The sequence below is a fragment of the Salinicola aestuarinus genome, from assembly GCF_003206645.1.
Taxonomy (GTDB): domain Bacteria; phylum Pseudomonadota; class Gammaproteobacteria; order Pseudomonadales; family Halomonadaceae; genus Salinicola; species Salinicola aestuarinus.
In genome coordinates this window covers 310573-336266 of record NZ_PZJP01000008.1, presented here as the reverse complement: position 1 = coordinate 336266, position 25694 = coordinate 310573, and the positions used below count along the sequence as shown (strand labels likewise).

General features: G+C 62.9%; 27 protein-coding genes. 21 read left to right on the top strand and 6 right to left on the bottom strand.

Going from position 1 to position 25694, the window contains the following annotated elements:
* Nucleotides 1-25 precede the first annotated feature (25 nt).
* The 5 genes from DOM41_RS13515 to DOM41_RS13495 all read left to right on the top strand — a co-directional run bounded on the left by DOM41_RS13515 (nucleotide 26) and on the right by DOM41_RS13495 (nucleotide 5461).
* Nucleotides 26-1531, top strand: coding sequence for a fumarate hydratase (locus DOM41_RS13515; protein WP_110687377.1), 1506 nt, complete (start codon nucleotides 26-28; stop codon nucleotides 1529-1531).
* A 165-nt stretch (nucleotides 1532-1696) separates the two neighbouring features.
* Complete coding sequence (gene cls / locus DOM41_RS13510) at nucleotides 1697-3130, top strand: cardiolipin synthase (RefSeq protein ID WP_110687376.1); 1434 nt, start codon at nucleotides 1697-1699, stop codon at nucleotides 3128-3130.
* Nucleotides 3131-3188: 58 nt separating this feature from the next.
* Entirely contained in the window at nucleotides 3189-4106 is a 918-nt protein-coding gene (locus tag DOM41_RS13505) for a LysR family transcriptional regulator (RefSeq protein ID WP_110687375.1), read from the top strand.
* A 169-nt stretch (nucleotides 4107-4275) separates the two neighbouring features.
* Complete coding sequence (locus tag DOM41_RS13500) at nucleotides 4276-5250, top strand: YihY/virulence factor BrkB family protein (RefSeq protein WP_110687374.1); 975 nt, start codon at nucleotides 4276-4278, stop codon at nucleotides 5248-5250.
* Nucleotides 5189-5461 (top strand): acylphosphatase, encoded by a 273-nt coding sequence (locus tag DOM41_RS13495; protein ID WP_110687373.1) that lies wholly within the window; start codon nucleotides 5189-5191, stop codon nucleotides 5459-5461. The genes DOM41_RS13500 and DOM41_RS13495 overlap by 62 nt, the downstream gene beginning before the upstream one ends.
* 93 nt (nucleotides 5462-5554) lie before the next feature.
* Here DOM41_RS13495 and DOM41_RS13490 read toward each other — a convergent pair whose 3' ends face one another.
* The 3 genes from DOM41_RS13490 to DOM41_RS13480 form a co-directional block, all read right to left on the bottom strand.
* Complete coding sequence (locus DOM41_RS13490) at nucleotides 5555-6505, bottom strand: nucleoside hydrolase (protein ID WP_110687372.1); 951 nt, start codon at nucleotides 6503-6505, stop codon at nucleotides 5555-5557.
* 134 nt (nucleotides 6506-6639) lie between these two features.
* Nucleotides 6640-7617: a ribokinase gene (locus tag DOM41_RS13485; RefSeq protein WP_110687371.1), complete on the bottom strand. Its 978-nt coding sequence runs from the start codon at nucleotides 7615-7617 to the stop codon at nucleotides 6640-6642.
* Between the two features lie 2 nt (nucleotides 7618-7619).
* The gene (locus DOM41_RS13480) at nucleotides 7620-8552 is read right to left on the bottom strand and encodes a D-2-hydroxyacid dehydrogenase (protein WP_110687370.1); all 933 of its coding nucleotides are present in this window, start codon (nucleotides 8550-8552) and stop codon (nucleotides 7620-7622) included.
* A 295-nt stretch (nucleotides 8553-8847) separates the two neighbouring features.
* On the opposite strand from DOM41_RS13480, the gene DOM41_RS13475 reads away from it, so the two are divergent.
* From DOM41_RS13475 to DOM41_RS13415, 13 genes are all read left to right on the top strand, one after another.
* The gene (locus tag DOM41_RS13475) at nucleotides 8848-9156 is read left to right on the top strand and encodes an FmdB family zinc ribbon protein (protein WP_110687369.1); all 309 of its coding nucleotides are present in this window, start codon (nucleotides 8848-8850) and stop codon (nucleotides 9154-9156) included.
* A gap of 27 nt (nucleotides 9157-9183) precedes the next feature.
* Nucleotides 9184-10974: an aspartate--tRNA ligase gene (gene aspS / locus DOM41_RS13470; RefSeq protein ID WP_110687368.1), complete on the top strand. Its 1791-nt coding sequence runs from the start codon at nucleotides 9184-9186 to the stop codon at nucleotides 10972-10974.
* 136 nt (nucleotides 10975-11110) lie between these two features.
* Entirely contained in the window at nucleotides 11111-11647 is a 537-nt protein-coding gene (gene ruvC, locus DOM41_RS13465; protein WP_110687367.1) for a crossover junction endodeoxyribonuclease RuvC, read from the top strand.
* A gap of 121 nt (nucleotides 11648-11768) precedes the next feature.
* Complete coding sequence (gene ruvA / locus DOM41_RS13460; protein ID WP_110687366.1) at nucleotides 11769-12386, top strand: Holliday junction branch migration protein RuvA; 618 nt, start codon at nucleotides 11769-11771, stop codon at nucleotides 12384-12386.
* A 6-nt stretch (nucleotides 12387-12392) separates the two neighbouring features.
* Complete coding sequence (gene ruvB, locus DOM41_RS13455; RefSeq protein ID WP_110687365.1) at nucleotides 12393-13427, top strand: Holliday junction branch migration DNA helicase RuvB; 1035 nt, start codon at nucleotides 12393-12395, stop codon at nucleotides 13425-13427.
* Entirely contained in the window at nucleotides 13424-13834 is a 411-nt protein-coding gene (gene ybgC, locus DOM41_RS13450) for a tol-pal system-associated acyl-CoA thioesterase (RefSeq protein WP_110687364.1), read from the top strand. Before ruvB ends, ybgC begins: the two co-directional genes overlap by 4 nt.
* A 25-nt stretch (nucleotides 13835-13859) precedes the next feature.
* The gene (gene tolQ / locus DOM41_RS13445; RefSeq protein WP_188112404.1) at nucleotides 13860-14534 is read left to right on the top strand and encodes a protein TolQ; all 675 of its coding nucleotides are present in this window, start codon (nucleotides 13860-13862) and stop codon (nucleotides 14532-14534) included.
* A 14-nt stretch (nucleotides 14535-14548) separates the two neighbouring features.
* On the top strand, nucleotides 14549-14989 hold the full coding sequence (tolR, locus tag DOM41_RS13440) for a protein TolR (protein ID WP_110687362.1): 441 nt from the start codon (nucleotides 14549-14551) through the stop codon (nucleotides 14987-14989).
* Between the two features lie 9 nt (nucleotides 14990-14998).
* A complete protein-coding gene (gene tolA / locus DOM41_RS13435) occupies nucleotides 14999-16147 on the top strand; it encodes a cell envelope integrity protein TolA (protein ID WP_110687361.1) in 1149 nt (382 codons plus the stop codon).
* A gap of 11 nt (nucleotides 16148-16158) precedes the next feature.
* Nucleotides 16159-17472, top strand: coding sequence for a Tol-Pal system beta propeller repeat protein TolB (gene tolB, locus DOM41_RS13430; RefSeq protein ID WP_110687360.1), 1314 nt, complete (start codon nucleotides 16159-16161; stop codon nucleotides 17470-17472).
* 48 nt (nucleotides 17473-17520) lie between these two features.
* Nucleotides 17521-18033: a peptidoglycan-associated lipoprotein Pal gene (gene pal, locus DOM41_RS13425; RefSeq protein WP_110687359.1), complete on the top strand. Its 513-nt coding sequence runs from the start codon at nucleotides 17521-17523 to the stop codon at nucleotides 18031-18033.
* Nucleotides 18034-18051: 18 nt separating this feature from the next.
* Nucleotides 18052-18858, top strand: a complete 807-nt coding sequence (gene ybgF, locus DOM41_RS13420; RefSeq protein ID WP_110687358.1) for a tol-pal system protein YbgF — start codon at nucleotides 18052-18054, stop codon at nucleotides 18856-18858.
* 38 nt (nucleotides 18859-18896) lie between these two features.
* Nucleotides 18897-19655: a YciK family oxidoreductase gene (locus DOM41_RS13415; RefSeq protein WP_110687357.1), complete on the top strand. Its 759-nt coding sequence runs from the start codon at nucleotides 18897-18899 to the stop codon at nucleotides 19653-19655.
* A gap of 50 nt (nucleotides 19656-19705) precedes the next feature.
* On the opposite strand, the gene DOM41_RS13410 is transcribed toward DOM41_RS13415, so the two are convergent.
* Nucleotides 19706-20377, bottom strand: coding sequence for an HAD-IA family hydrolase (locus tag DOM41_RS13410; RefSeq protein ID WP_110687356.1), 672 nt, complete (start codon nucleotides 20375-20377; stop codon nucleotides 19706-19708).
* A complete protein-coding gene (ubiG, locus tag DOM41_RS13405) occupies nucleotides 20374-21123 on the bottom strand; it encodes a bifunctional 2-polyprenyl-6-hydroxyphenol methylase/3-demethylubiquinol 3-O-methyltransferase UbiG (protein WP_110687355.1) in 750 nt (249 codons plus the stop codon). The genes DOM41_RS13410 and ubiG overlap by 4 nt, the downstream gene beginning before the upstream one ends.
* Before the next feature lie 267 nt (nucleotides 21124-21390).
* Between ubiG and galU the strand changes: the two genes are divergently transcribed.
* On the top strand, nucleotides 21391-22278 hold the full coding sequence (galU, locus tag DOM41_RS13400) for a UTP--glucose-1-phosphate uridylyltransferase GalU (protein WP_110687354.1): 888 nt from the start codon (nucleotides 21391-21393) through the stop codon (nucleotides 22276-22278).
* 4 nt (nucleotides 22279-22282) lie between these two features.
* Complete coding sequence (locus DOM41_RS13395) at nucleotides 22283-23566, top strand: nucleotide sugar dehydrogenase (RefSeq protein ID WP_110687353.1); 1284 nt, start codon at nucleotides 22283-22285, stop codon at nucleotides 23564-23566.
* Nucleotides 23567-23648: 82 nt separating this feature from the next.
* On the opposite strand, the gene DOM41_RS13390 is transcribed toward DOM41_RS13395, so the two are convergent.
* Nucleotides 23649-24314 carry a superoxide dismutase gene (locus DOM41_RS13390; RefSeq protein WP_110687352.1) on the bottom strand — a complete coding sequence of 222 codons (666 nt, stop codon included), beginning with the start codon at nucleotides 24312-24314 and terminating at the stop codon, nucleotides 23649-23651.
* Nucleotides 24315-24862: 548 nt separating this feature from the next.
* On the opposite strand from DOM41_RS13390, the gene DOM41_RS13385 reads away from it, so the two are divergent.
* The gene (locus DOM41_RS13385; protein ID WP_110687351.1) at nucleotides 24863-25693 is read left to right on the top strand and encodes a coiled-coil domain-containing protein; all 831 of its coding nucleotides are present in this window, start codon (nucleotides 24863-24865) and stop codon (nucleotides 25691-25693) included.
* Nucleotide 25694: the final 1 nt, after the last annotated feature.

The following is a 25694-nucleotide window of genomic DNA, read 5'->3' as shown; positions in this document are numbered from 1 at the left end:
CCGTGACCTGAAGGAGAGCCCGAGCATGACCGTGATCCGTGAGCAGGATCTTGTCCAGAGCGTGACCGACGCACTGCAGTACATCTCGTACTACCATCCCAAAGACTTCATTGATGCCATGCACGCCGCCTACGAACGGGAAGAAAACCCGGCAGCGCGGGATGCCATTGCCCAGATCCTGATCAATTCACGCATGTGTGCAACCGGGCACCGCCCGATCTGTCAGGACACCGGCATCGTTACGGTTTTCGTTCACGTCGGCATGAATGTGCGCTGGGAAACCAACAGCAGTCTCGACGATATGGTCAACGAGGGCGTACGACGCGCCTACACGCTGCCGGAAAACGTGCTGCGCGCGTCGGTGCTTGCCGATCCGGACGGCGCGCGACGCAACACCGGGGACAATACGCCGGCGATCATTCATCACAAGTTGGTGCCGGGGGATACGGTCGAGATCCACGTGGCCGCGAAGGGTGGCGGTAGTGAAGCGAAATCCAAGTTCGCGATGCTCAACCCGTCCGACAACGTCGTCGATTGGGTGCTGGAGCAACTGCCCAAGATGGGAGCGGGCTGGTGCCCGCCGGGCATGCTGGGAATCGGTATTGGCGGCACCGCGGAGAAGGCGATGGAGCTGGCCAAGGAATCGCTGCTCGACCCGATCGACATTCAGGCTCTGAAGGATCGGGGCGCCAGCAACCGTGCCGAGACGCTCAGGCTCGAACTGTTCGACAAGGTCAACCAGACCGGCATCGGGGCGCAGGGGCTCGGCGGACTCACCACGGTGCTGGATATCAAGGTGAAGGATTATCCCACCCATGCGGCCAACAAGCCGGTGGCGATCATCCCCAACTGCGCGGCAACGCGTCACGTGCACTTCACGCTCGATGGCACGGGGCCTGCCGAACTGCCGGCGCCCAAACTCGACGACTGGCCCGAGATCACCTGGGAGGTGGGCGAGGGCGTTCGCCGGGTCGACCTCGACAACCTGACGCCGGAAGCAGTGCGCGAGTGGCAACCGGGCGACACCGTCCTGCTCTCCGGCAAATTGCTGACCGGTCGTGATGCGGCTCACAAGCGGATGGTCGATATGCTGGCAAAGGGCGAGCCGCTGCCGGTGGATCTCAAGAACCGCTTTATCTACTACGTGGGTCCGGTCGACCCTGTTGGTGACGAAGTCGTGGGTCCTGCCGGTCCGACCACGGCAACGCGAATGGACAAGTTCACACGAACGCTGCTCGAAAGCACCGGTCTACTCGGCATGGTCGGCAAGGCAGAGCGCGGCCCGCTGGCCATTGAGGCCATTCGCGACAACCAGGCGGTCTACCTGATGGCCGTGGGTGGCGCGGCCTATCTGGTAGCCCAGGCGATCAAAAAGGCCGAGGTCGTGGCCTTCGATGATCTTGGCATGGAGGCAATCTACGAATTCGAGGTGGAAGACATGCCGGTAACCGTGGCGGTAGACCACCTGGGTGACTCGGTCCATCAGACCGGCCCGGCCAAGTGGAAAGAGATCATCGCTGAGCGACTCTGAGGTCGAGCTGCCGTCGCCGTGAATCATGGTGCGTGGGCAGGCCCTTGACCCAGGACGAAGCGTGATGCGCCAGGCGCCCTGTGGGGCGCCTGGTTTTTTTGGGTATGATGTTGCTTTGACACAGCAAATTGCCAAGGAGCCAGGCATGCCGCGAGCGTACAGGGAATGACAGACATGAGCTGGCTCATCGGCACGTTTCTGGTGATCTCGCATATCGCCGGGGTGCTTACCGCCATCGTCGCGCTCATGTCGAGTCGCACCTCACAGGGGGCGGTTGCCTGGATCGTCACCTTGATCTCCTTCCCCTATTTCAGCGTGCCAATCTTCTGGACCTTCGGGCGCCCGAGGTTCTACGGCTACGTCTCGGCGAGGGGAGAGCGTGACACCGTTCTGCGCCAGGTGCTTCAGCGCTATCGGGGTCACATGGAGACCTACGTTTCGCGTCCCGACTCGGTGAGTGGTCGCATCCGCGCCGTCGAGCAACTGGCAATGATGCCAATGACGCGCGGCAATCGAGTCGACCTGTTGATCGATGGCGAGGCCGCATTCGATAGCCTTTTCGAGGGCATCGACCAGGCCGAGGACTACATCCTCGTCCAGTTCTTCATCGTTCGTGCCGACGAGATCGGTATGGCTTTCAAGCGAAGGCTTATCCGGCAGGCCGAACACGGTATCAATGTCTATTTTCTCTACGACGAGATCGGCAGCCGAGGGCTCCCGGGTGGCTATCTTCGGGACCTTGAAGACGCCGGCGTTCGCGTCACGGCGTTCAACTCTTCCCGCGGCTGGTGGCGTCATCGGTTCCAGATCAATTTCCGCAATCACCGCAAGATTCTGGTGGTCGACGGCCGGGTCGGCTGGACCGGTGGCCTCAATGTGGCGGACGAATATCTGGGGCGCGTCGAACGCTATGGCCCCTGGCGCGACACGCATCTCAGACTACAGGGGCCGAGCGTACTCGCACTGCAGGAAGCGTTCTGGGAAGACTGGTACTGGGCCACCGGCGACATTCTCGCATTGCACTGGATTACCCATGACATTCCCGATGCTTCCCAGCACGTGGCGATCGTGCCCTCGGGCCCGGCTGACGGGCGAGAAACGGCCAGCCTGTTGATCCAGCATGCCATTCACGGGGCGCGGGAGCGCCTTTGGGTGACCAGCCCCTATTTCGTTCCCGACCACGGCGTTCAGGATGCATTGACGCTGGCTGCACTGCGCGGCGTCGACGTGCGTGTGCTGATCCCGGAGCGGCCCGATCATCTGCTGGTATTTCTCTCCGCTTTCGCGTTTCTGCCGGAGATGATTCGCAACGGCGTCAAGATCTATCGCTATCAGCCGGGCTTCCTTCATCAGAAGACGTTGCTCGTCGACGACCACACCGCCATGGTGGGCACGGTCAATCTGGACAACCGCTCTTTCCGGCTTAACTTCGAGGTGACCGCCTACGTGCCGGACAAGACGTTTGCCGCTGAAGTTCATGCCATGCTCGCACAGGACTTCTCGGTAAGCCGCCAGGTGACCGAGCGCGAGCTCGCCGAACGACCACTGTGGCGCAAAGTGGTATCTCGGGCGACCTATCTGCTGTCGCCCGTGCAGTAGCGATCGGCTGGCGACCGCTAACAACATCGAGAATCCGCGTACGGAACTGGGGACGGTCTTGAATCTAGAAACCAAGTGGCTCGAGGATTTCGTGGCCTTGGCCAACTCGCGCAGTTTTTCCGCCTCGGCGAGGCAGCGGCATGTCACACAGCCGGCGTTCAGTCGTCGCATTCGGTCGCTGGAACAAGCGGTCGGAGCAACGCTGGTCGACCGTTCGACGACGCCGGTCAGCCTGACGCCGGAAGGGCAACTGTTTCTTGTCACGGCCCGTGGGATGGTCGAGCAGCTCAACGACAGTCTGGCTCACCTGCGTGGCCTAGCGATGGACGACGAGGCGCTGGATATCGTCGCTGCGCATTCGCTGGCGTTGGCGTTCTATCCGCGTTGGATTTCGCGGCTGCAGAAGGGCGTCGGCGAATTGCCGACCCGGCTGGTGGCAATGAACGTGGGGGATGCCATCCATGTGCTGCGCGAGGGGAAGTGCGATCTGATGCTCGCCTACCATGACCCCTACGCTACCATGCAGCTCGATGCGGAAATTTTCCCCTCCTTTTCCATTGGTCAGGTCAAGATGGTCCCGGTGAGCGTGCCTCGCGCCAACGGAGAGGCCAAGTTTTCGTTCGACGGCGACGGCTCGATTCCTTTCCTTGCGTATACCCAAGGCGCCTTTCTCGGCCGCAGCGTCCGCATGCTTTTGAAAAACGAGCCGGCCCGCCTGCGGCTGAAGACTGTCTACGAGACAGCGATGGCCGAGGGGCTCAAAGGGATGGCGCTCGAGGGAGTGGGGCTCGCCTGGATTCCGGACTTCTGCATCCGGGATGAGCTCGTCAGCGGTAAGCTGGTGCGCGCGGCCGGTGAGAGCTGGGATATCCCACTGGAAATTCGGCTCTATCGCTGCTCGCTGGTGCATAAGCCTGGGGTGGAAAAACTCTGGCGGCGAATGATGAAACTGCCGAGCGATTTTCTGCGTGCCTGATCGGCAGCCAGCGGGATCAGGCGCGCAGGTCTGTGCACCCGGGACATGAGATCTTGAGCCCCGCTGTTTTCGGCTAGACTTCAGGGGGCGCTGCAGCGATTGTGGCGGCCGACGTCGATTTGCCGGCATCCTCGCATGGCGGCGCCATATCACCAAGGATGCCGAATCGATGCCCAACGTCATTAAATACTGGTTCAAGGTTATCAAGAACGCCGTCCAGCTATGGCTGGATCGCAACGCGTTCAGCTATGCCGGGTCGTTGGCGTTCTATACCCTGTTTTCACTGGCGCCCACGGTCATTATCGCCGTGACGGTGGTCGGATTTTGGCTCGGCGAGGACGCCGCGCACGGTGAGATCGTCACGCGCCTTCAGGACACGCTGGGGGCGTCCGCCGCCAGCGCCATCGAAAGTGCTGTCGCGCAATCGAGCATTCAGGCGTCCGGGCTTTTTCCGACCATTGCCGGTTTCGTGACGCTGTTGATCGGGGCGACCACAGTATTCGGTCAAATGCAGTTTTCCCTCAATACCATCTGGGACGTGGCACCCAATCCCGACCGCAATAGCATTTTTCTTTTCGCCAAGAAGCGATTGCTCTCGCTCACCGTTGTGCTGGCAATCGGTTTCGTGCTGCTGGTATCGCTGGTCCTCGGCGTCATTCTGCGCACGACGTTTCAGTATGCCGTGGACTGGATACCTGGTAGCGGGATGCTGCTGACGTTTGCCGAATTCATACTCTCGATCCTCGTGGTCACCCTGTTCTTCGCGGCGATCTTCAAGGTGTTGCCGGATGTCGTGCTGAGTTACCGTGACGTGGCACTCGGCGCGGTGGTAACCGCGATCCTCTTCATCATTGGACGCAACGCCATCGCGGCTTACCTGGCACACACTGCCACGGCTTCGACCTACGGCGCGGCGGGGTCGGTGGTGCTGGTACTGCTGTGGGTTTATTACTCGTCACTGATCCTGTTGTTTGGCGCGGCATTCACGCGCAGTCACGTCGAATCGAAGGGGCGAGAGGTCCTGACGCGTAATACCGCGGTGCGGGTGCGGCACGAAGTGATTAGAAGAGAGGAGACAAGCGATGAGCAACCGAAGGATCAAGGCCCGGGTGAGCGGCCGCGTTCAGGGAGTCAGCTATCGTGACCACGTCCGTCGTCACGCCGAACGCTGGGGGATCACCGGCCAGGCGCTGAATCTCGACGACGGCTGCGTCGAGGTGATCGCCAGCGGCGAGGCGACGGCGATCGCCGAACTCATCGATCAGCTTTGGCAGGGGTCGCCCGCCTCGAGCGTGTGGGACGTCACCGTCGAGGACGCCACATTTACCGCCCCCTCGAGCTTCACCACGGCGTGACGCTACGCCGAGCAAGCCCAAAGAAGCCGGCCCTGAAGGCCGGCTTTTGCGTAGTGCCGCGAATCAGGCACCGTTGGCTGGCATCTCTAAGGTTTAACCGTTGCGGGTGAGGGTGTCGACGATCCACTCGATGACCGCCGGCCCGTTCGCGTCCATGCACACCTGCTTGGCCGCGCCGATCGACCAGCGCGAATCGACGAACTCGCGGCTTAGCGGCGCCAGCAAGGTCTGGCCCTCCGCGAGGCCGTCGGTGATCACGCTCAGATAGCCTTCCTGGATGGTGAAGAGCTCGGGCTGGAGCAGCCAGGCCAACGCGCAGCTGTCGTGGGGGCAGCAGCCGTCGATGCCCTGTGCCTGCTGATAGAACCGACGATAGAATGCGTAGCTCTCGCCAAGAATACGTCCGAGCCGTGGCTGTCCGGCGACGATCTTTTCCATGCTGGCCGGGTCGAGCACGCAGCGATGCGTGGCATCCAGTCCGACCAGCGCCAGTGGCCAGTCGGCCTGCAGCACCCTGGCGGCAGCATGGGGGTCGTTGAACATATTGGCTTCGGCGACCGGGGTCACGTTGCCCCCCTCGCGAATCGAGCCCCCCATGACGACGACCTGCTTCACCTTCCGGGGTAGCGACGGATCGAGTTGAAGCGCGGCGGCCAGGTTGCCCAATGGGCCCACGGCGACCAGCGTCACTTCGCCCGGTCGTGCATTGACCTGCTCGACGATGAACTGCGGGGCGCTCTGCGAGACGGCATGCGTCGTCGTCTCCGGGAGTGCAATGTTACCGAGACCGTTGTCGCCGTGAATGTGTCCCGGCGGCGGATTTTTCGTCTTGACCATCGGGTCGGCAGCGCCCTGGGCCACGGGGATCTGCTGTTCCGCCAGCTCCGCGAGCAACAGCGCATTGTGGGTCGCGACATCGATGGTGACATTGCCAAACGTGGTGGTCATGCCGAGGAGTTCGATGTCGGGATGCGCCAAGGCGATAGCGATCGCCTGTGCATCGTCAACGCCGGGATCGGTGTCGAAAATGATGGCGTGAGTCATAAACGTCCTTTTGAAGAGTCTTCGAGTGTCGAGGCGGGGGGCATCGTGGCCGACCTCGGTAGACGCTGCGGCGATAACGCAGAAAGAATGCTGCAGCGAAGTCTGTTGTGCCTGGATCTATTGCCGGAGGCGCGTCAGTTGGCACTGACGGCGAGCGCCGGTAGATCGCGTAGCGCGGCCTCCACGTCGGCCGCCTCGGGAATGCTGGGCGCGGCACCGGATTGCTGAACGCAGAGGGCGGACGCGGCACTGGCCAGGCGAATGGCCTGCTCGACGGTTTCATCACGCTGGCGCGCGGCCATGAAGTAGCCGATGAACGTGTCACCGGCTGCCGTGGTGTCGCAAGCGTCGACTTCGTGCGCGCCGGCGCGAAGTCGCGTCTCGCCGTGGGCGAAACGGACGCCGTCGCGCCCCAGTGTCAGCACGATCTCGACGTCCGGGAAGCGCTCGGTCAGCGTCCCGAGCAATTGGTCGACGTCACTTGTCTCGTCGCGCTCGACCAGTGCGGCGGCTTCCCCGCGGTTCAAAAAGAGAATTCGACACAGCGCCAGGGGGAGCGAGGCAACCTCGGCGGAGAGGGGCGCCGGGTTGAAGGCGATCGACAGCCCTTTTGCCGAGGCGAAACGAATGATCCGGCCGGGATCGTTGCACTCGTTCTGCATCAGCAGCCAGCTATCGACGCGGGTAGCCTCGAGCAGGGCGTGGTGGTGCGCTTCACTGAACCCGTGATTCGCGCCGGGGAACAGAATGATCGCGTTCTCCGCGTCGTCATCCACCTGAATCAGCGCGTGACCGCTCGGCTCCGCCGTGAGCTCGATCTGCGTCGTGTCGACCCCTGCCTGATCGAGTGGTTCAAGCGCCCACTCATCGCTCTGGCCAAGCCGCCCCCAGTGAGAAACATCGCCGCCGGCACGGGCGAGCGCCAGTGACTGGTTGGCACCTTTGCCGCCCAGCACCCGCTGAAAGCTTCGGCTCGAGAGCGTTTCACCCGGCCGGACCAGATGAGGCACTCGGTAGACGTAGTCGATGTTGATCGAGCCGTAGTTATAGACCCTCGGCCATGAATCCGAGACGTTGGCTTCGCTCGCAGTGGCGGTGGCGATGTCTGTCATACTCAAGCGTTCCAGGCGCGGAGGTTGTCAGCGGTCAGGCTCACCACGCACTGTCGGGCTTCTGGCGCGATCCAGGCGTTATGCGGCGTGACGATGAGATTGAGATTCTGATCCAGCGCGTCGAGCAGGGCGTGCCCTTCGCGCGGTGGCTCGACGGGAAGACTATCGACGGCAAGACCACCGAGCTTACCGGCACGCAGTGACGCAAGGGCGGCCTGTTCGTCGATGATACCGCCGCGGGCACAGTTGATCAGCAGCGCCTCGGGGCGCATGGCGCCAAAGGCGTCGGCGTCGATAAGTCCGCGTGTTGCGTCGGTGAGCGGACAGTGCAGGCTCAAGACGTCGAGAGTGGGGAGCAGCGACGCCAGCGACGGACGCGAGTCGTCCTTCTCGTTACCCGGCCGGGCAGCGAACGTCACTTGCATACCGAAGGCCTCGGCGAGCTTCGCCACCGCCGAGCCGAGCTCGCCGCTCCCCACGATGACGAGCGACTTGCCGGCGAGCTGCAGCGTGGGATGATCGAGGCGGCAGAAGATGTCGCTGCGCTGCCAGGCGCCGTTGGCAAGATCCTGCTGATAGCGCGGCAGCCTTGCGGCGAGAGCGAGCATCAGCATCAAGGTGTGTTGAGCGACGCTGTCGGTACCGTAGGCGGTGACATTGCGCACTTCGATACCGCGCCTTTCGGCGGCGTGCGTGTCGATATTGTTGGTACCGGTCGCCATGACGCAGATGAGCTCGAGGTCAGGGAGATCGTCGATCAGCTCGGCATCGATCACCACCTTGTTGGTGAGGGCGATGCGAGCGCCCTTCAGGCGAGCCCGGCACTGTTCGGGTGATGTCAGGTCGTGAACGTCGAGCTCGTCGACCAGCGTGCGGATCGGTTCGAGGTCGATTCCTTCGCCCAGCGTGGCGGCGTCGAGTAGAACGGCTTTCATGGCATTTGTCCTAATCCCTGTGGCTCTGTCTCGTCGTCTCGAACCGCGCCGCATCGGCACCATCGACGACAGCGGTTTTGTGGACCGGTAATATTGCCCGTGACCGGGCGCTGCACGCTATACTATGCGGCTTTCAAACGTGTGGGAAAATGCGTCGTTCCCGGCGAGTCACAATTCCCGCGCGTCGAGAAGATGGCGTGGTCGGGATGGCATCGATCACGCGAGCACCGTCGGGGCGCTCCCGCACGGGGTCAGAGTGTCTCTCTATCTCTCTTTGCCACTGAGTGATGAAACCATGCCCATTTACGAATACGAGTGCAAAGCCTGCGGTCACCGACTCGAGAAACTGCAGAAGATCAGCGCCGCCCCGCTGACCGAGTGTCCCTCCTGCGAGCAGGCGTCGCTGACGCGACTCGTCTCGGCGGCGGGATTCCGGCTTGCGGGCAGCGGCTGGTACGAGACCGATTTCAAATCCGGCGGCAAGAAGAATCTGGTCGGAGATGCGGGCAAGTCCGCCTCCGGCGACACCGCCAAGACGGACAGCAAACCGGCGGACGCCAAATCGACACCGGCGGCATCCGGCGAGAGCAAGGCTTCGGCCTAACACAGCATTTACAGAACAGGATCCAGCATGCGCAGTCACTATTGCGGCCAGTTGAACGAGTCATTGATCGATCACGAAGTCACGCTTTGCGGGTGGGTGCATCGCCGCCGCGATCACGGTGGGGTCATTTTCCTCGACATGCGTGATCGTGACGGTATCGCTCAGGTGGTGGTGGATCCCGATACCGCAGACGCCTTCGCCAACGCGGACCGCGCGCGCAGCGAGTACGTGCTGCGCATCCAGGGGCGTATTCGCCTTCGCCCCGAAGGGACGCAGAACCCCAACATGCCCACCGGCATGATCGAGGTGCTGGCCAAGCACGTCGAGGTTCTCAACACCGCGGCGACGCCGCCGTTCCAGCTCGACGAGCACGGCAAGGTCGGGGAAGAGGTTCGCCTCAAGTACCGCTACGTCGACCTGCGTCGCCCGGAGATGATCGAGAAGCTGCGTCTGCGCTCGCGCATCACGCACAGCGTGCGGGCTTATCTCGAGGGCGAAGGGTTCCTGGATATCGAAACACCGATCCTGACCCGTGCGACGCCGGAAGGGGCGCGTGACTATCTGGTCCCGAGCCGCACCCACAGCGGCCATTTCTTCGCGTTGCCGCAGTCGCCGCAGCTTTTCAAGCAGCTGTTGATGGTGTCCGGGTTCGACCGCTACTACCAGGTCGCCAAGTGCTTCCGCGATGAAGACCTCCGCGCCGACCGTCAGCCGGAATTCACCCAGATCGATATCGAGGCCTCGTTCGTCGAGGAGCGCGACATCATGGAGATCACCGAGCGCATGGTGCGCGATCTCTTCGCCAACGTGCTCGATGTTGCGCTGCCCGAGTTTCCGCGCATGCCTTATAGCGAGGCGATGAAGCGCTTTGGCTCGGACAAGCCGGATCTGCGTATTCCGCTCGAGCTGGTCGACGTCGACGATCTGATGTCGTCGGTGGACTTCAAGGTCTTCTCCGGTCCGGCCAACGCCGACGACGGCCGTGTCGCCGCGCTCAAGGTCAGTGGCGGGGCGAAGCTCTCGCGCAAGGAGATCGACGCGTACACCAAGTTCGTCGGTATCTACGGTGCCAAGGGCCTGGCCTGGATCAAGGTCAACGAGCGGGCCAAAGGGCTCGAGGGGCTGCAGTCGCCGATCGTCAAATTCATGGAAGGCATCGTCGAAGAGCTTCTCGATCGTGTGGGCGCCCAGGACGGCGACATCGTCTTCTTCGGCGCCGACAAGACGCAGGTCGTGAACGAAGCGATCGGCGCGCTGCGTGTGAAACTCGGTGAAGATCTCGATCTCTACACCGCCGAATGGGCGCCGCTTTGGGTGGTCGACTTCCCGATGTTCGAGGCGGACGACAACGGTCGGTTGCACGCGCTGCACCACCCGTTCACTGCCCCCTCGTGCTCGCCGCAGGCGCTCGCCGACTCGCCGGCGACGGCGCTCTCCCGAGCGTACGACATGGTGCTCAACGGGACGGAACTCGGCGGCGGTTCGATCCGTATCCACGATCAGGCAATGCAGCGAGCGGTCTTCGAAGTCCTGGGGATCGGCAAGGCAGAAGCGGAAGAGAAGTTCGGCTTCCTGCTCGATGCGCTGCAGTACGGCGCACCGCCGCACGGCGGCCTGGCGTTCGGTCTCGACCGTCTGGTGATGCTGATGACCGGCTCACGCACGATTCGCGACGTCATTGCCTTCCCCAAGACTCAGAGCGCGGCCGATCCCATGACCGATGCGCCGGGCGAGGTAAGCAACGAGCAGCTTCGCGAACTGCATATTCGACTGCGTCAGAAAGCCAAGGCGGAAGCCCCCGCCGACAGCGGCGAGTGATCGTCGCAGGGCATGGCTGGCGTCACCCGTTGCCGTGGCCTGATAGACTGATTGTCTCGCCCGCGAGACCGTTCGAATGCCGGCGCCCGAGGGCGCCGGTTTCGTTTGTCGGTCAGCGTGATTTCAGGAGCTAGCGATGATTCTTCTGGGTATTGACCCCGGCTCCCGCGTCACCGGCTACGGGGTCATCGATGTGTCTGCCAAGCCGCGTTACATCGCCAGCGGCTGTATTCGCATTGCCGGCGATGATCTGGCGCAAAAACTCGCCCGTGTCTATGCCGGCGTCAGCGAGCTGATCGGTTGCTACCGGCCGGCGGAATTCGCCATTGAGCGCGTGTTCATGGCCAAGAATCCGGACTCGGCACTCAAGCTGGGGCAGGCTCGCGGGACGGCGATCGTGTGTGCGGCCAATCACGGTCTCGCGGTGCACGAATATGCCGCACGTCAAATCAAGCAGGCGGTCACCGGCAGCGGTGCAGCGGAGAAGTCTCAGGTTCAGCACATGGTGACAGCGCTACTGTCGTTGGACGCGGTGCCGCCTGAGGATGCCGCCGACGCGCTGGCCATCGCCTTGACACATGCTTACGCGCGCCAGGGACAGCTCGCTGCGCCGCGATCGTCTCGACGGCGTTCGGGGCCCGGCAACCGGTGGCGCGATTTCGTCCCCGAGTAGTCGCAAAAAATAGTCGCATAATGCCGACGTGGCGCGGGTTTGCGCTCACCTGGTCGACTCGCTAGTCAGCCGATGGGGCGATGCGTATAGTGGACGCCGTCAACGCAAGGGCACAAATGGAATGATTGGACGCCTGTACGGCACCCTGCTCGAGAAACATCCCCCCTGGATCGTCATCGACGTCAACGGCGTCGGATATGAACTCGAAACCTCGATGACCACACTCGTCTCGCTGCCCGAAGTGGGTGGGACGGTGCGCCTGCATACGCACATGAGTGTGAGAGAGGATGCGCACCTGCTCTATGGCTTTGGTCATGAAGAGGAGCGCCAGCTCTTCCGCGCCCTGATCAAGGTCAACGGCGTTGGCCCCAAGCTCGCGCTGGCGATACTCTCCGGCATGGACAGTGACGCCTTCGTCAACTGTGTCATGGAAGGGGATAGCCAGGCCCTGACCAAGCTGCCAGGTGTCGGCAAAAAGACCGCCGAGCGGCTGATCGTCGAGATGCGGGACCGCTTCCCGCATTGGCAACAGCGCCATGATCTCCTGCAGCCGCCGGCTGAGGGTAACAAAGCGGCCGCTGCGACAACGAGCGATCCGCGGGCAGACGCCGAAGCGGCGCTGACCTCGCTGGGTTACAAGCCGACGGAGGCCTCGAAAATGCTGTCCGGGCTCGACGATTCGCTCTCTACCGAGGCCTTGATCAAGGCCGCGCTCGCCCGCCAGATGGCCGGTGGATAAGCGCGCATGATCGAACCTGACCGTCTCATTGCCGCGCAGCCCAAGTCCGACGAGCTGCAAGTCGACCATGCGATTCGTCCGCGGCGACTCGAAGACTACATCGGCCAGCCCCGGGTCCGGGAGCAGCTCGACATCTTTATTCGAGCGGCGCGCAATCGCGGCGAAAGTCTCGACCACACGCTGGTCTTCGGCCCGCCGGGGCTGGGTAAGACAACGCTTGCGAACATCATCGCCGCCGAAATGGACGTCGACATCAAGTCGACCTCCGGCCCCGTGCTCGAGCGTGCCGGCGATCTGGCAGCGATGCTGACCAATCTGCAGCCCGGCGACGTGCTGTTCATCGATGAGATCCACCGACTGCCGTCCGCCGTCGAGGAAGTGCTCTATCCGGCGATGGAGGACTTCCAGCTCGACATCATGATCGGTGACGGCCCGGCAGCACGCTCGATCAAACTCGATTTGCCGCAATTCACTCTGGTCGGCGCTACGACCCGGGCCGGACTGCTCACGTCGCCCCTGCGCGACCGTTTTGGTATCGTCCAGCGCCTTGAGTTCTATGCCATCGACGAGCTCACCGAGATCGTGACGCGCTCCGCGCGCCTGCTCGGGGTGCCGTCGCAGCACGAGGGCGCGCTCGAGATCGCCAGGCGAGCGCGCGGCACGCCTCGTATCGCCAATCGCCTGCTGCGGCGCGTCCGGGATTTCGCTGAGGTTCGTGGCGACGGCATGCTGAGCGCAGCGATCGCCGATCAAGCGCTGAATATGCTCAATGTCGACAGCCACGGCCTCGATCACATGGATCGCCGTCTTCTGCTCGCGATGATCGAGAAGTTCGACGGCGGGCCGGTCGGCGTGGATAGCCTTGCGGCGGCGATCAGCGAAGAGCGTGACACGATCGAGGACGTCATCGAGCCCTACCTGATTCAGCAGGGCTTCATGATGCGCACCGCACGGGGTCGTGTGGTGACGCAGTCCGCCTACGCGCATTTCGGTATCGTCCCGCATGACAACGCGCCCGGTCTCGAGGGGGGCGCCACTTGAGCGAATTCAGTCTACCGATCAAGGTCTACATTGAAGACACCGATGCCGGCGGCATCGTCTACTACGTCAACTATCTGAAATTCATGGAGCGGGCGCGGAGCGAATGGCTGGGCGAGCAAGGTTTCGGGCAGCGTGAACTGCTGGAATCTGGCGTTCAGCTCGTTGTCCACTCGCTGCAGTGCCGGTATGCCAGGCCTGCGCGGTTGGACGATCGACTCGACGCCACCGCCGAGGTCGTGAAAATAAAACCCTGTTCCGTGCAATTTACGCAATCTGTGCGCAACGGTGGGGATACATTATGCGAAGCGACTGTCGATATTGCCTGCGTCGATGCGCAGCGTCTAAAACCGATGCGTTGGCCCGATGCGCTCCGCGCGGCGCTGATGCCAGACACTCACAGCCAGTGATTCGAGGATTTACGTGAACGACTCCATGTCCATCCCCCATCTGATCATGAACGCCAGTCTGGTGGTTCAACTGGTCATGATCCTCCTCTTGGCCGCTTCGATCGCCTCCTGGGTCGTCATTTTCCAGCGCAGCTTTGCACTGTCCAAGGCGCGCAAGGAGCAGAAAGCTTTCGACGAGCGGTTCTGGTCGGGTATCGACCTCAACGAACTCTACAAGGATGTTCCGGAGAACCACGAGGCGCAGGGTGCCGAGCACGTATTCCGCTCGGGGTTTCGTGAATTCAATCGGTTGATGCCGAAGACGCGGAGCAGCGAGGCCGTGCTCGATGGCGTGCAGCGCGCGCAACGCGTAGCGCTCTCCCGTGAGGAAGATCGTCTCAACGTCCATCTGACCTTGCTGGCGACGGTGGCTTCCGCCAGTCCCTATATCGGTCTGTTCGGTACCGTCTGGGGCATCATGGGCTCGTTCCAGAGCCTATCGATGGCTCAGCAGGCCACGCTCTCGACGGTGGCGCCGTGGATTGCCGAGGCGCTGGTCGCGACGGCGATGGGCCTCTTTGCCGCGATCCCGGCGGTCATTTTCTACAACCGGCTGTCGGCGGTCGCGAGTCGCCTGCTCGGTGACTACGAAGATTTCGCCGAAGAGTTCCACTCGATCCTGCACCGCAACCTGCAGGGCCGTGGTAACCAGGCTGCCTGAGTCGGAGATCTCCCATGGCTGGACCCTACAGTCGCAATCAGCGGCGTAAACCGATGGGCGAGATCAACGTCGTTCCGTTCATCGACGTCATGCTCGTACTGCTGGTGATCTTCATGATCACCGCGCCGATGCTCACGCAGGGCGTTCAGGTCGACCTGCCACAGGTGACGTCGGAGCCGATCGATACCGACGAACAGGAGCCGATTGTCGTTTCTGTGGATAGCGACGGTGAGTATTACATTTCTCTGGGAGACCAGGACCGTCCGGTGACACTGCAGACGGTGGGCGACCAGGTGGTCGCGATCCTGGAGAGCAACCCGAATACCCCGGTCATGGTACGAGGTGATCGCAACGCCTCCTATGGTCAGGTCGTAACGCTGATGAGCACGCTGCAGATGGCAGGCGTCGCCAATGTCGGGCTGATCTCCGAGCCGCCCTCGAGCGACAACGGGTAAGGAACCAGAATGGCGAAGCGAATGCGCCGTAACGGCTACGGCCTACCCGTCATACTGGCGATCGGTATCCATGTCATCGCGTTATTGCTGACGATCCTGCGCTTGCCGGAGAGCGAACCGGAGCCGAGTTCGTCTTCTGTGGTTCAGGCGACGCTGGTCAGCGACGTCACGGCGACCGACCAGGCTCAGTATGCGCAGGAGTCGCGGGCGAGGAACGCCCAACGTCAGGCCGAGGAGGAGGCGCAGCGTCAGGCCGAGGCCGATGCGGCGGCAGCGCAAGCCGCCGCGGACGAGGCGCAAGCTGAACAGCAGGCCGCCGACCGTCAGGCGCAGGCGGATGCCGAGCGACAGGCTGCCGCCGAGCAGGCTCAGGCAGAGGCCGAGCGACGTCAGCAGGCCGCAGAGCAGGCCGCCGCTGAGCGACAGCAGGCCGAAGCCCAGCGGCAGGAGGCCGAGGCGGAACGCCAGCAGCAGGTGCAGGCGCGTGAGCAGGCCGAAGCCGAGAAGCAGCGCCAGGAAGAAGCCGCTGAAAAGCGCCGAGAAGAAGAAGCGGCCGAGCAGCAGCGCCAGGAGGAAGAAGCGGCCGAGCAGCAACGCCAGGAAGAAGCCGCCGAGCAGCAGCGGCAGGAAGAGGCCGCTGAGAAGCGCCGAGAGGAAGAAGCGGCAGAGCAACAACGCCAGGAAGAAGCCGCCGAGCAGCAGCGTCAGGAAGAGGCTGCCGAGAAACGTCGTGAGGAGGAAGCGGCAGAGAAACGTCGGCAGGAAGAGGCCGCACGCGCCGCAGCTGAGGCCGCGAGTCAGGATGCGCTGGCCGATTCGATCGCCAACGAGCAGGAGCGGATCGCCAATGCTCAACAGTCGAGTCAGGCATCCAACAACTTCATTAATCTGGTGAAGCGCGCGGTCGAGGATCGCTGGCATCCCCCAGCCAATGCGGCCGGGGACCTCGTCACGCAGGTCCGGGTCAGGCTGGGGCCATCGGGCGAGCTGCTCGCCGCGACGGTGACACGCAGCAGCGGCAATCCGGCTTTCGATCGCTCTGCGACCCAGGCCGTCGAAGCCGCATCGCCGTTCCGTGAGCTGAGGCAGCTGGACCCGGGGCTGCAGCGAAAATTCCGCGATTTCAATCTCAAATTCACACCCGGAGACGTGCAGTGATGAAACAACGGATGTTACGAGGATGGAAGGCGATCGCCACCGCCTGGCTGACGACGATGGTGATCTGGCTCTGCCTGTCGACCTCGGCACAGGCTCAGAACCTCACGATCGAGATTAACCGCGGCAGCGATCAGGCAACGCCCATCGCGGTCGTGCCTTTCGAGTTCGAGGGCCAGGGCGGACTGCCGCAGGATGTCGCGCAGATCGTCAGCGATGACCTCGAGCACAGCGGTCAATTCTCACCACTGGGTCGCAATGCGTTGATTTCCCTGCCCAGCAGCAGCGAGGACGTGTTCTACGACGACTGGAAACGGGTCAACGCGCGATATCTTGTCGTCGGCCGCATCGAGCCACAGGGTGACGGCTATCGTATCGCCTACGAGCTGATGGATGTCTTCGGCGGCAAACGCATGCTGGGCGAGACGGTGACGTCTCAGCCGGGGAATCTTCGCGCGAGTGCTCACTATATTAGCGACCAGATCTTCGAGGCGATCACCGGCATTCGCGGTGCGTTCTCGACTCGCGTTGCCTATGTCTCGGCCAGTGGTGCCGGCGACAGCGCTCGCTATGCCCTCTACGTCGCCGATGCCGACGGCCATAATAGCCAGCAGGTTCTCTCCTCCGACGACCCGATCCTCTCACCGGTGTGGTCCCCGGACGGTCAGAAGATCGCCTACGTCTCTTTCGAGTCGGGTAACTCCGCCATTTATGTCCAGAACGCCTCAACCGGAGAGCGAGTCCGCCTGACTTCCTTCAACGGCATCAATGGGGCGCCAGCCTGGTCGCCGGACGGGCGTCGGCTCGCCATGTCGCTCTCCAAGGATGGTCAGCCGGAGATCTATGTGATGGACCTCGGCTCGCGCCAGTTGACGCGTCTGACCAACAGTCGCGCCATCGAGACCGAACCCGACTGGTCACCCGACGGCAGTTCGATCGTGTTCACCTCGGACCGAAGTGGGGCGCCTCAGCTCTATCGCATGGGTGCCGGCGGGGGTAACGCGGAACGCCTCACGTTCACGGGGAGTTACAACTCGGACGGCCGATTCTCGCCGGACGGCAATCAAATTTACATGGTGACACGTGATGACAGTGGCTATCACATCGCGAAGCAGGAGCTGGACACGGGGCGAGTTACCGTCTTGACTGATTCGCGCTGGGATGAGTCCCCCAGTGTCGCACCCAATGGCACCATGGTAATCTTCGCTACCCAACAAGGGTCGCAAGGGGTGTTGGGGGCAGTATCTTCGGATGGACGCGCGTCCTTCCGTCTGCCCTCACCGCAAGGCGATGTGCGAGAGCCTGCATGGTCGCCGTTTCTGAACTAAATGACTAAAATCATTAGTGTCATTCGATATCCGAGCAAGGAGATGACAATGCAATTCAAGACCCACGCCAAGACGTTGGCAATCGCGCTGTCTTTGGCAGTCGTAGCTGGCTGTTCTAGCAGCGGTGGCACCCAGGAAGGGAACATGGATGGCACGGCCGGCGGCGCTTCCGGTCAGGGTATGACCACTGGCCAGAACACGTCGGGTTCCGGCATGAACGCTGACCAGCAGCGTCCGTCCGTCAACACAATCTACTTCGCGTTCGACAGCGAAGAGATCCGGCCGGAATTCGAGTCCGTGCTGCGCGGCCACGCTCAGTATCTGATGGCGAACACTGGCACCAACGTGACGCTGCAGGGCCATGCCGACGAGCGCGGTACTCGTGAATACAACCTGGGTCTCGGCGAGCGCCGTGCACAGGCTGTCGAGCAGTACCTCACCGTTCAGGGTGTGTCTCCGTCGCAGATCTCTATCGTTAGCTATGGTGAAGAGCGTCCCGCGGTACAGGGTCACTCCGAACAGGCTTACGCCCAGAACCGTCGCGTCGTATTCTCGTACTAAACGGCGACGGAGATCAGCATGAAACACGGTCTGAAAAGACTGTGCGGCGCGGGAGCCCTGGTGCTCCCGCTGTCCGTATGGGCTCAACAACCGGTCGTCGATGACCTTACGGGGCAATCGGGCGGCTTCTATAACGAGACGCAGGTCCGCCAGGAGGGTGGTGGAACACTGACGCTTCTCAATCAGCTACAGGACAATCGCCAGCAGGTTCAGCAGTTGCGTGGCCAGGTCGAGGAGCTTCGCTATCAGTTGGAGCAGCTCAAGCAGCAGACGCAGCAGCAGTATCTCGATCTCGACGACCGACTTTCGGGCGCGGACACCGCCTCGGACATCGATCAGCCGAGCAGTGACGTGAGCGACGAGGGCGCTGCGGACACCCCCGAGGATCAGGCAGCGGACACCCTTGCGCCGACGCCCGCCAGCTCGCCGGAGCCGGCAGCGAATTCAGGCGATGGACGTGACGCCTACCAGGCAGCCTTTCAGCAGGTCCAGTCGCGACAGTTCTCGGCCGCTATTGCCTCGTTCAATGACTTCGTCACGAATTATCCGCAGTCGAGCCTTTTGCCCAATGCGCACTATTGGCTTGGCGAGCTTTACTCAGCACAGTCCGATACCGATGAAGCGGTCGATGCCTTTCAGACGGTGATTGATGACTATCCGCAGAGCAACAAGGTGCCGGACGCGCTGTATAAGCTTGGCTTGCTCAAGGCGCGCCAGGGCGACACGCAGGGTAGCCGCGAACTGCTCCAGCGGGTACGAGACGACTATGCCAGCAGCAATGCCGCTGAAATGGCGGAAGATTTCCTCAGTCAGCTCGGTGGCTGACAGGGCTTGAAGAAGCGGCCGGGGTGGGAGACAACGACATGAACTGCCACATGGACTATCGAGCGCCTTCGGACCTGCTTGCCGGCAAGGTGATACTCGTGACCGGCGCCAGCGCCGGCATCGGCCGTGCGGTATCGCTCGAGTACGCGCGCCATGGCGCCACCGTGGTGCTGGTCGGCAGGAGCGTCAATCGCCTCAAGAGCGTCTATGACGAGATCGAAGCGATGGGTGCCCCGAAGCCGGCCATTTTCCCGCTCAACCTCGAGAGCGCCACCGTCCAGGACTTTGCAAGCCTCGCCGCCACGATCGACGAGGCGTTTGGCAAGCTCGATGGCCTGCTTCACAACGCCAGCCAGCTCGGTGAAAGAGTCAACGTCGCCGATTACGACCTGGAAACCTGGGCGAGCGTGATGCAGGTCAACGTGATGGCAGCCGTGAGCCTGACTCAGGCGCTGCTACCGTTGCTTCAGGCCGCGCCGAATGCCTCGACGGTATTCACCTCCTCGAGTGTCGGTCGTCGGGGGCGGGCCGGGTGGGGCGCGTACTCGACGTCAAAGTTTGCGACCGAAGGGGTGATGCAGATTCTGGCCGACGAGCACCGCGATTCCACGCTTCGTTTCAACTCCCTCAACCCGGGGGCGACGCGAACCGACATGCGCCGTGCCGCCTACCCCGATGAGGACCCAGCAGTGCTTCGCACCCCGGCAGAGATCGTGCCCACCTACCTCTGGCTCATGGGGCCAGAAAGCCTGGGCGTGACCGGCGAGGCATTCGACGCTCAACCGCCGCGTCACTGACGAGACCGCGCGGCGTCTACCGCCGCCGCGCCACGCCTCTCAGTTCCCCCTCATCGAATCAAACGAGTCAACGCGGCGGCCAGCTCTGCCGGCGACTCGAACCAGCGGTCCGCCGGCCAGTTCTCCGGCTGGTCGTTCTCGTCCAGATAGCCGTAACGGACCGCTATCGCCGGCATACCGGCGGCACGCGCGGCTTCCATGTCGCGACAATGATCACCCAGGTACCAGCACTCGCCGGGCGCAACGCCGATGGCGCTCGCCGCCTCGAGCAGCGGCCGTGGGTCCGGTTTGCGCACGGGGAGATCGTCGGCGCAGATCATCCCCCCCGGCGCCAGTCCGAGCGCGGCAATCAGCGGTTCGGCGAAGCGTCTTGGCTTATTGGTCACGATGCCCCATGGCAGGCCCGCGGCCTGCCAGCGCGCGAGCAATGTCTCCAGTCCCGGAAAGACGCGACTCTCTTCAGCGACGATCTCGGCGTAGCGCGATAACAGGTACTCCCGCGCGGCGGCATGCTCGGGATGATCGGCGTCGATCGCCAGTGCCAATGTGACCAGCGCGGCGCCGCCTTGAGACACCTTGGCTCTCAGCGTCGGGTAAGGCAGTCGCGCCAGGCCATGGTATTCGCGTAGCCGGTTGGTCGCTTCGGCCAGGTCGGGTGCCGTGTCGACCAGGGTCCCGTCGAGATCGAAAAGCAGGCCGCGCGGCTGACTGATCTGGCTCATGAATCCGCGTCGCCGGTCCAGGTCGGCGTCACGTGAACCATGTAGTTGACGCTCACGTCGTGAGCGGTCAATCGGTAGCGCTGGGTCAACGGGTTGTACGTAAGCCCGGTCTGGTTTCGGAACTCGAGGCCGTACTCACGGCACCAGGCTGAAAGCTCAGACGGCTTGATGAACTTGCGATACTCATGCGTCCCGCGGGGCAAGAGGCGAAGCACATACTCGGCCCCGAGGATGGCGAACGCGTAGGACTTCGGGTTGCGATTGATGGTCGAAAAGAAAAGATGCCCACCGGGTTTGACGAGCTTGGCGCAGGCCTGGATCACGGAGCTCGGGTCGGGCACGTGCTCGATCATTTCGAGGCAGGTCACCACGTCGAACTCGCCTGGCCGTTCTTCGGCCATCGTTTCCACGCTGGCGTGTCGATAGTCGACTTCGACACCGCTCTCCATCTGATGAAGCCGCGCCACGGACAGGGGGGCTTCACCGAGATCGATACCGGTGACGGTGGCGCCACGCTGTGCCATCGCTTCGCTGAGGATGCCGCCGCCGCAGCCGACGTCGATCACCTGCTTGCCAGCGAGTGAAACGTGCTGATCGATGAATCCCAGCCGAAGGGGGTTGATCTCGTGTAGCGGTTTGAACTCGCCTTCACGGTCCCACCAGCGTCCGGCTAGCGCATCGAATTTGGCGATCTCGGCACGATCGACGTTGGCGTTTGTCGCCCCGGTTTCCTGCGTCTGTGTCATGGATGCGTTTCCTTCCCGGAAGATTCGACGTCTGCTCGTAACGATAACGACGCGAGGTAACGAGCCCCGGCATCGCGTCACGTCAGCGAGCTTTGCGGTAGTCTACTATGGACGGTAGCTTCTTCGGGCGCCACGTTGGCAAAACCTCGATGAGGCCGGGTGTCTCGCGATTGTGATTCAGACAAATCGCCCGTTAAGCTATGCCCCGAGCGTTCGCCGTAATGCCGACACGCGTTACTTCAGACTCAGGAAGGGAAGGACCCTAATATGATCCGCAAGGCCGTACTACCTGTTGCCGGATTCGGCACCCGCTGCCTGCCTGCCTCCAAGGCGATCCCCAAGGAAATGATCACCATCGTCGACAAACCGGTGATCCAGTACGTGGTAACCGAGGCGGTAAAGGCTGGGATCAAGGAAATCGTGCTGGTCACTCACTCTTCCAAGAGCGCGATCGAGAACCACTTCGACAAGCATTTCGAGCTCGAGCATCAGCTGGAAGCGAAGGGTAAGGACGAGCTGCTCGAGGAACTGCGGAACATCATCCCGGATGACGTCAACGTCATCAGTGTCCGCCAGCATGAAGCGCTGGGCCTGGGTCATGCGATTCTCTGCGCTCGCCCGGTGATCGGCAGCGACCCTTTCGCCGTGCTGCTCCCCGATGTGCTGATCGACGACGAGGGCCTGGCCCACAACGATCTTGCCGGAATGATCGACGCGTACGACCGTACGGGCAATGCTCAGATCATGGTCGAGACCGTCCCTCGCGAGCTGACGCACAAGTACGGCATCGTGGCCCTCGAGGGTAACGAACCCGCTGCCGGCGAAAGCGCGCCGCTGACCGGCATGGTCGAAAAGCCCAAGGTGGAAGAGGCGCCGTCGACGCTCGCGGTGATCGGACGTTACCTGCTGCCTGGCGACATCTTCCCGATCCTGGCCGAAACCCGGCCCGGGGCCGGCAACGAAATCCAGCTCACGGATGCCATTGAAACGTTGCGCCAGAAGAGCGGTGCCGCCGCTTACCGCATGCAGGGCCAGACCTATGACTGTGGTAGCCAGTTGGGCTATCTCGAGGCAACGCTGGCGCTCGGGCGTAAGCATGCCAAGCTCGGCGAAGGCTTTCGCCAGTTGATCAAGCAATACGCGACTGAGGAGTAAACCCATGCGGGTGGTCGTACATGGTAGCGAACTGGCCGCGGCAACCGCCGCCGCAGCACTTTGCTGGGTCGGGCACCAGGTTACCTGGCTCGCGCATCCGGATTCCCCCTGGGCGAGTCTGGAAAACAGTGACTGGCTGACCAGCGAACCCGGCCTCAAGGCGCAGATCGAGGCCGGTCAGGCGACGGGGCAGCTCACCGTGCTCGACAGTGTGCCCGAGGCGCTCGAGGCCGACATTCACTGGCTCGCGCTGTCACCCGAGCAGCGTGATGCCGCTGAACGCTTCGTCGAAGAGGTGCCTGGACGGCAGTCCACGCCGCTGGTCATCGTCAACAACTCGACATTTCCCGTTGGCCAGACCGAGAAGCTCGAAGCGCTTCTCGGCCACAGCGGCCAGGTAGCCGTTGCACTCCCAGACCGTCTGGAAGAGGGCAGGGCGTGGGAGACCTTTACGCGTCCGGCGCACTGGCTCCTCGGTAGCGAGGATGAGTGGGCGACGCAGCAGATACGCGAACTGCTGCGCGCGTTCAACCGGCGCCACGAGGTGTTTCAGCTGATGCCTCGCCGTGCCGCGGAGCTCACCAAACTCGCGATCAACGGGATGCTGGCCACACGTATCAGCTTCATGAACGAACTCGCCGGGCTGGCCGACTCCCTCGGCGTGGATGTCGAGTACGTTCGTCAGGGCATGGGGGCCGATACTCGAATCGGGTTCGAGTACCTCTACCCGGGCTGCGGTTTTGGTGGCCCGAGTTTCTCGCGGGATCTGATGCGTCTCGCCGATGTCCAGCACTCCACGGGGCGGGAGTCACACCTGCTCGAACACGTGCTCGATATCAACGAGAGCAAGAAGGAGACACTGTTCCGCAAGCTGTGGAATCACTTCCACGGGGAGTTGGAAGGGCGGACCGTGGCGATCTGGGGGGCTGCGTTCAAGCCCGGCACGGCGCGCATCGATCACGCGCCGGTGCTGACACTGCTCGAAGCGCTGTGGGCCCAGGGCGTCAAGGTGCGGCTACACGACCCGGCGGCACTTCACGCGCTCGGCGAGCTGTACCCGGACCAACCGCTGCTCACGCTCTGTGAGGGTGATTTCTACGATGCCTGCGAAGGCGCCGATGCCCTCATGCTCGTCACCGAGTGGAAATGCTACTGGAACCCGGATTGGCGTCGATTGCTGCAGGCAATGAAAACGCCACTGATCCTCGACGGTCGCAACATCTATGATCCGTCCTACGTGGCATCGAGAGGGTTGACCTACCGGGGGATCGGCCGCCGCGGCGAGTGACTCGCCGCGGCTCTCCGGTGACAGCGCCCGGCGGTATTCCCGCCGGGCGCTGTCGCTTGACGGTCCGGCGGCCCCGGTGGCCTTAGTCGACGGCAGACTCGTCGGGTGACGAGACATTCAGGCAGAGCGCGGCATACTCCCAGTTCAGCAGTGGCCAGAGCGCATCGAAGTAGGCCGAGCGGTCGCTGGAGAAATCCAGACGATAGGCATCCGGCATCAGCGCGATCGCCAGCAGTGGAATGGCGTCGGCCGGCCGCTCTCCCTGTCGCGTCGACTGCGTCTGCAATTCTCCCCTGGGCGTCATCACTAGCCAGCTCCAGGGCGCATCGCTCGAGGCGATGGTTTGGCGCCAACGCGAGGCGAGATCCCCCCAACTCCCGAAGTCCCGGTTGACCGCCCGCGTCATCGACGCCGGTGCCGACGCCGGACGCGCCGTCAGGCCGTGCCAGAAAGCGGTGAGATTCCACGCCTCACCGGCGGCAGTGGCAGCGCTGAAAGCGGTGCCGGTGGCGAGCGTCGCCAGCGATTGCCCGGCGGCGTTAGAGGTGGCCGCGCGGTTGACCTGGTCGATCTGTGAACGGTGATAATAGCTATAGAGCAGGTCGATCTGGGCACGAGAAATGGCCGGCTCGAGGGAGTGCCGTTCGAACGGCAGTGCCGGCAGCTCGAAGCCTGCCGTCGAGGGTGCGCGTTCGCCGTGTTCGGGCAAGCCAGAAAGACGATCGATATCGGTCGAAAGAGGCGTCATGAGAGCTCTGGACGGTGGCGATTGAGCGCGTATGCTATCGCGGCCGGTCTCTGACGGGCTACAGTGCCTTTATGACGTCGAACCCGGATGAATCGGGTACTCGGCGCGGGGCACCGGTACCCGAGGTACTCGACTGTAGATTCCCGCACTGTCGCTGTCAGGGAGTGAACGACCCCGACAGTGATCGACTGACACTCAGCCGGCGCGTCGTCGCTTTCGCCGACGTTACCCTTCATCATTGGTCCAGCTCCTCATCGGTAAGGTGATTCACGGCAATGCCCCCCTCCGACGACTCATCCGATTCTCGCCGCTCGGGCGCTTCCAGGCCCTCGATCAGTGACCGCCACGCTTCCGATGGCCACATCGTCCCAGACCGGCGCGACGCGACGGCGCCTCGCCGGTCGTCCTCGCACACGACCCGCGCGACTCAGCGGGGGCCACGGGTCTGGCCACTTTGGCTACTGATTCTGCTTCTCGTGGGCGCCCTCGGTGCCGTCATCTGGCAGTACCAGCACGACCGGCAGGCATGGAACGCGAGGTTCGAGCGAATGGATCAGCGCATCGCGGCGACAGGATCGACGATCGATAGCGCCGGCGAGGACCTGCGGGCGAGTGTCGACGATCTCGAACAGCGCCTCGAAGCCACGCGTGCGGCCACCGGCAGCCTCGAGACCCGGCTCGCTGACGCCAGTGACCGCAGCGACCTGGAGGCGCGCGTCGATGACCTCCGCACCATCGTCGACAATCAGCGGACGCTGATCACGGCGCTGCAGGATTCCTTTTCTGCTCTGGAGAATACCGCCGAGGACGAACGTGGCGCGCTCGGCGCACGCATCGCCACGCTTGAGGATTTCGAAACGGGCGTCGGCGAGCGTCTCGACGCGCTGAGCCAGACGCTCGATGCCACGCGTTCGCGGAGCGAGCAGCTAGCGTCCCGTCAGCAGGCAGTGTCCTCAAGCGTCGACTCGCTGACGCAGCGTCAGGCGGCACTGGCTGATCAGGTAGATCAGCAGGGCGAAGCGGGCGCGGGCAACGACGCGATCGAGGGACTGGCAGCGACGGTCCAGACGCTGCAGGGCTCGATGACGAGACTGGAAGATCAAGTCGACTCGCTATCGAGCCGAGAGACGCCCTCCGCGGCGGACGTTGCGAGTCTAAAAGGTGGGCTCATTGAACTGCGCCAGGGGCAGACCGCACTGAGTGCAGCCGTCGAAGGCGTACAGACTCGCGTCAGCAACCTGCCAAGCGGCGTCAGCCGTGATCAGATTCGCGAGATTCGGGAGCGCCTGGAATCCCTTGATGCCAGCCGCGCCCAGCTGACACGCCGGGTGACGTCTCTGATGACCGACGTGGCCAATCTTCAGCGCGGCGGAGGCTGAA

Excerpts from the sequence above, each read along its gene's own strand:
- cls (WP_110687376.1), top strand. The coding sequence starts at position 1,697 with ATGACAGACATGAGCTGGCTCATCGGCACGTTTCTGGTGATCTCGCAT.
- DOM41_RS13485 (WP_110687371.1), bottom strand. The coding sequence starts at position 7,617 with ATGACAGACATCGCCACCGCCACTGCGAGCGAAGCCAACGTCTCGGAT.
- DOM41_RS13395 (WP_110687353.1), top strand. The coding sequence starts at position 22,283 with ATGCGGGTGGTCGTACATGGTAGCGAACTGGCCGCGGCAACCGCCGCC.
- DOM41_RS13385 (WP_110687351.1), top strand. The coding sequence starts at position 24,863 with ATGGATCAGCGCATCGCGGCGACAGGATCGACGATCGATAGCGCCGGC.
- tolQ (WP_188112404.1), top strand. The coding sequence starts at position 13,860 with ATGTCCATCCCCCATCTGATCATGAACGCCAGTCTGGTGGTTCAACTG.
- DOM41_RS13495 (WP_110687373.1), top strand. The coding sequence starts at position 5,189 with ATGAGCAACCGAAGGATCAAGGCCCGGGTGAGCGGCCGCGTTCAGGGA.
- DOM41_RS13480 (WP_110687370.1), bottom strand. The coding sequence starts at position 8,552 with ATGAAAGCCGTTCTACTCGACGCCGCCACGCTGGGCGAAGGAATCGAC.
- DOM41_RS13410 (WP_110687356.1), bottom strand. The coding sequence starts at position 20,377 with ATGAGCCAGATCAGTCAGCCGCGCGGCCTGCTTTTCGATCTCGACGGG.
- DOM41_RS13490 (WP_110687372.1), bottom strand. The coding sequence starts at position 6,505 with ATGACTCACGCCATCATTTTCGACACCGATCCCGGCGTTGACGATGCA.
- ubiG (WP_110687355.1), bottom strand. The coding sequence starts at position 21,123 with ATGACACAGACGCAGGAAACCGGGGCGACAAACGCCAACGTCGATCGT.
- tolB (WP_110687360.1), top strand. The coding sequence starts at position 16,159 with ATGTTACGAGGATGGAAGGCGATCGCCACCGCCTGGCTGACGACGATG.
- galU (WP_110687354.1), top strand. The coding sequence starts at position 21,391 with ATGATCCGCAAGGCCGTACTACCTGTTGCCGGATTCGGCACCCGCTGC.
- ruvC (WP_110687367.1), top strand. The coding sequence starts at position 11,111 with ATGATTCTTCTGGGTATTGACCCCGGCTCCCGCGTCACCGGCTACGGG.
- ruvA (WP_110687366.1), top strand. The coding sequence starts at position 11,769 with ATGATTGGACGCCTGTACGGCACCCTGCTCGAGAAACATCCCCCCTGG.
- DOM41_RS13390 (WP_110687352.1), bottom strand. The coding sequence starts at position 24,314 with ATGACGCCTCTTTCGACCGATATCGATCGTCTTTCTGGCTTGCCCGAA.
- DOM41_RS13415 (WP_110687357.1), top strand. The coding sequence starts at position 18,897 with ATGAACTGCCACATGGACTATCGAGCGCCTTCGGACCTGCTTGCCGGC.
- ybgF (WP_110687358.1), top strand. The coding sequence starts at position 18,052 with ATGAAACACGGTCTGAAAAGACTGTGCGGCGCGGGAGCCCTGGTGCTC.
- DOM41_RS13515 (WP_110687377.1), top strand. The coding sequence starts at position 26 with ATGACCGTGATCCGTGAGCAGGATCTTGTCCAGAGCGTGACCGACGCA.
- pal (WP_110687359.1), top strand. The coding sequence starts at position 17,521 with ATGCAATTCAAGACCCACGCCAAGACGTTGGCAATCGCGCTGTCTTTG.
- ruvB (WP_110687365.1), top strand. The coding sequence starts at position 12,393 with ATGATCGAACCTGACCGTCTCATTGCCGCGCAGCCCAAGTCCGACGAG.
- tolA (WP_110687361.1), top strand. The coding sequence starts at position 14,999 with ATGGCGAAGCGAATGCGCCGTAACGGCTACGGCCTACCCGTCATACTG.
- DOM41_RS13500 (WP_110687374.1), top strand. The coding sequence starts at position 4,276 with ATGCCCAACGTCATTAAATACTGGTTCAAGGTTATCAAGAACGCCGTC.
- DOM41_RS13475 (WP_110687369.1), top strand. The coding sequence starts at position 8,848 with ATGCCCATTTACGAATACGAGTGCAAAGCCTGCGGTCACCGACTCGAG.
- tolR (WP_110687362.1), top strand. The coding sequence starts at position 14,549 with ATGGCTGGACCCTACAGTCGCAATCAGCGGCGTAAACCGATGGGCGAG.
- aspS (WP_110687368.1), top strand. The coding sequence starts at position 9,184 with ATGCGCAGTCACTATTGCGGCCAGTTGAACGAGTCATTGATCGATCAC.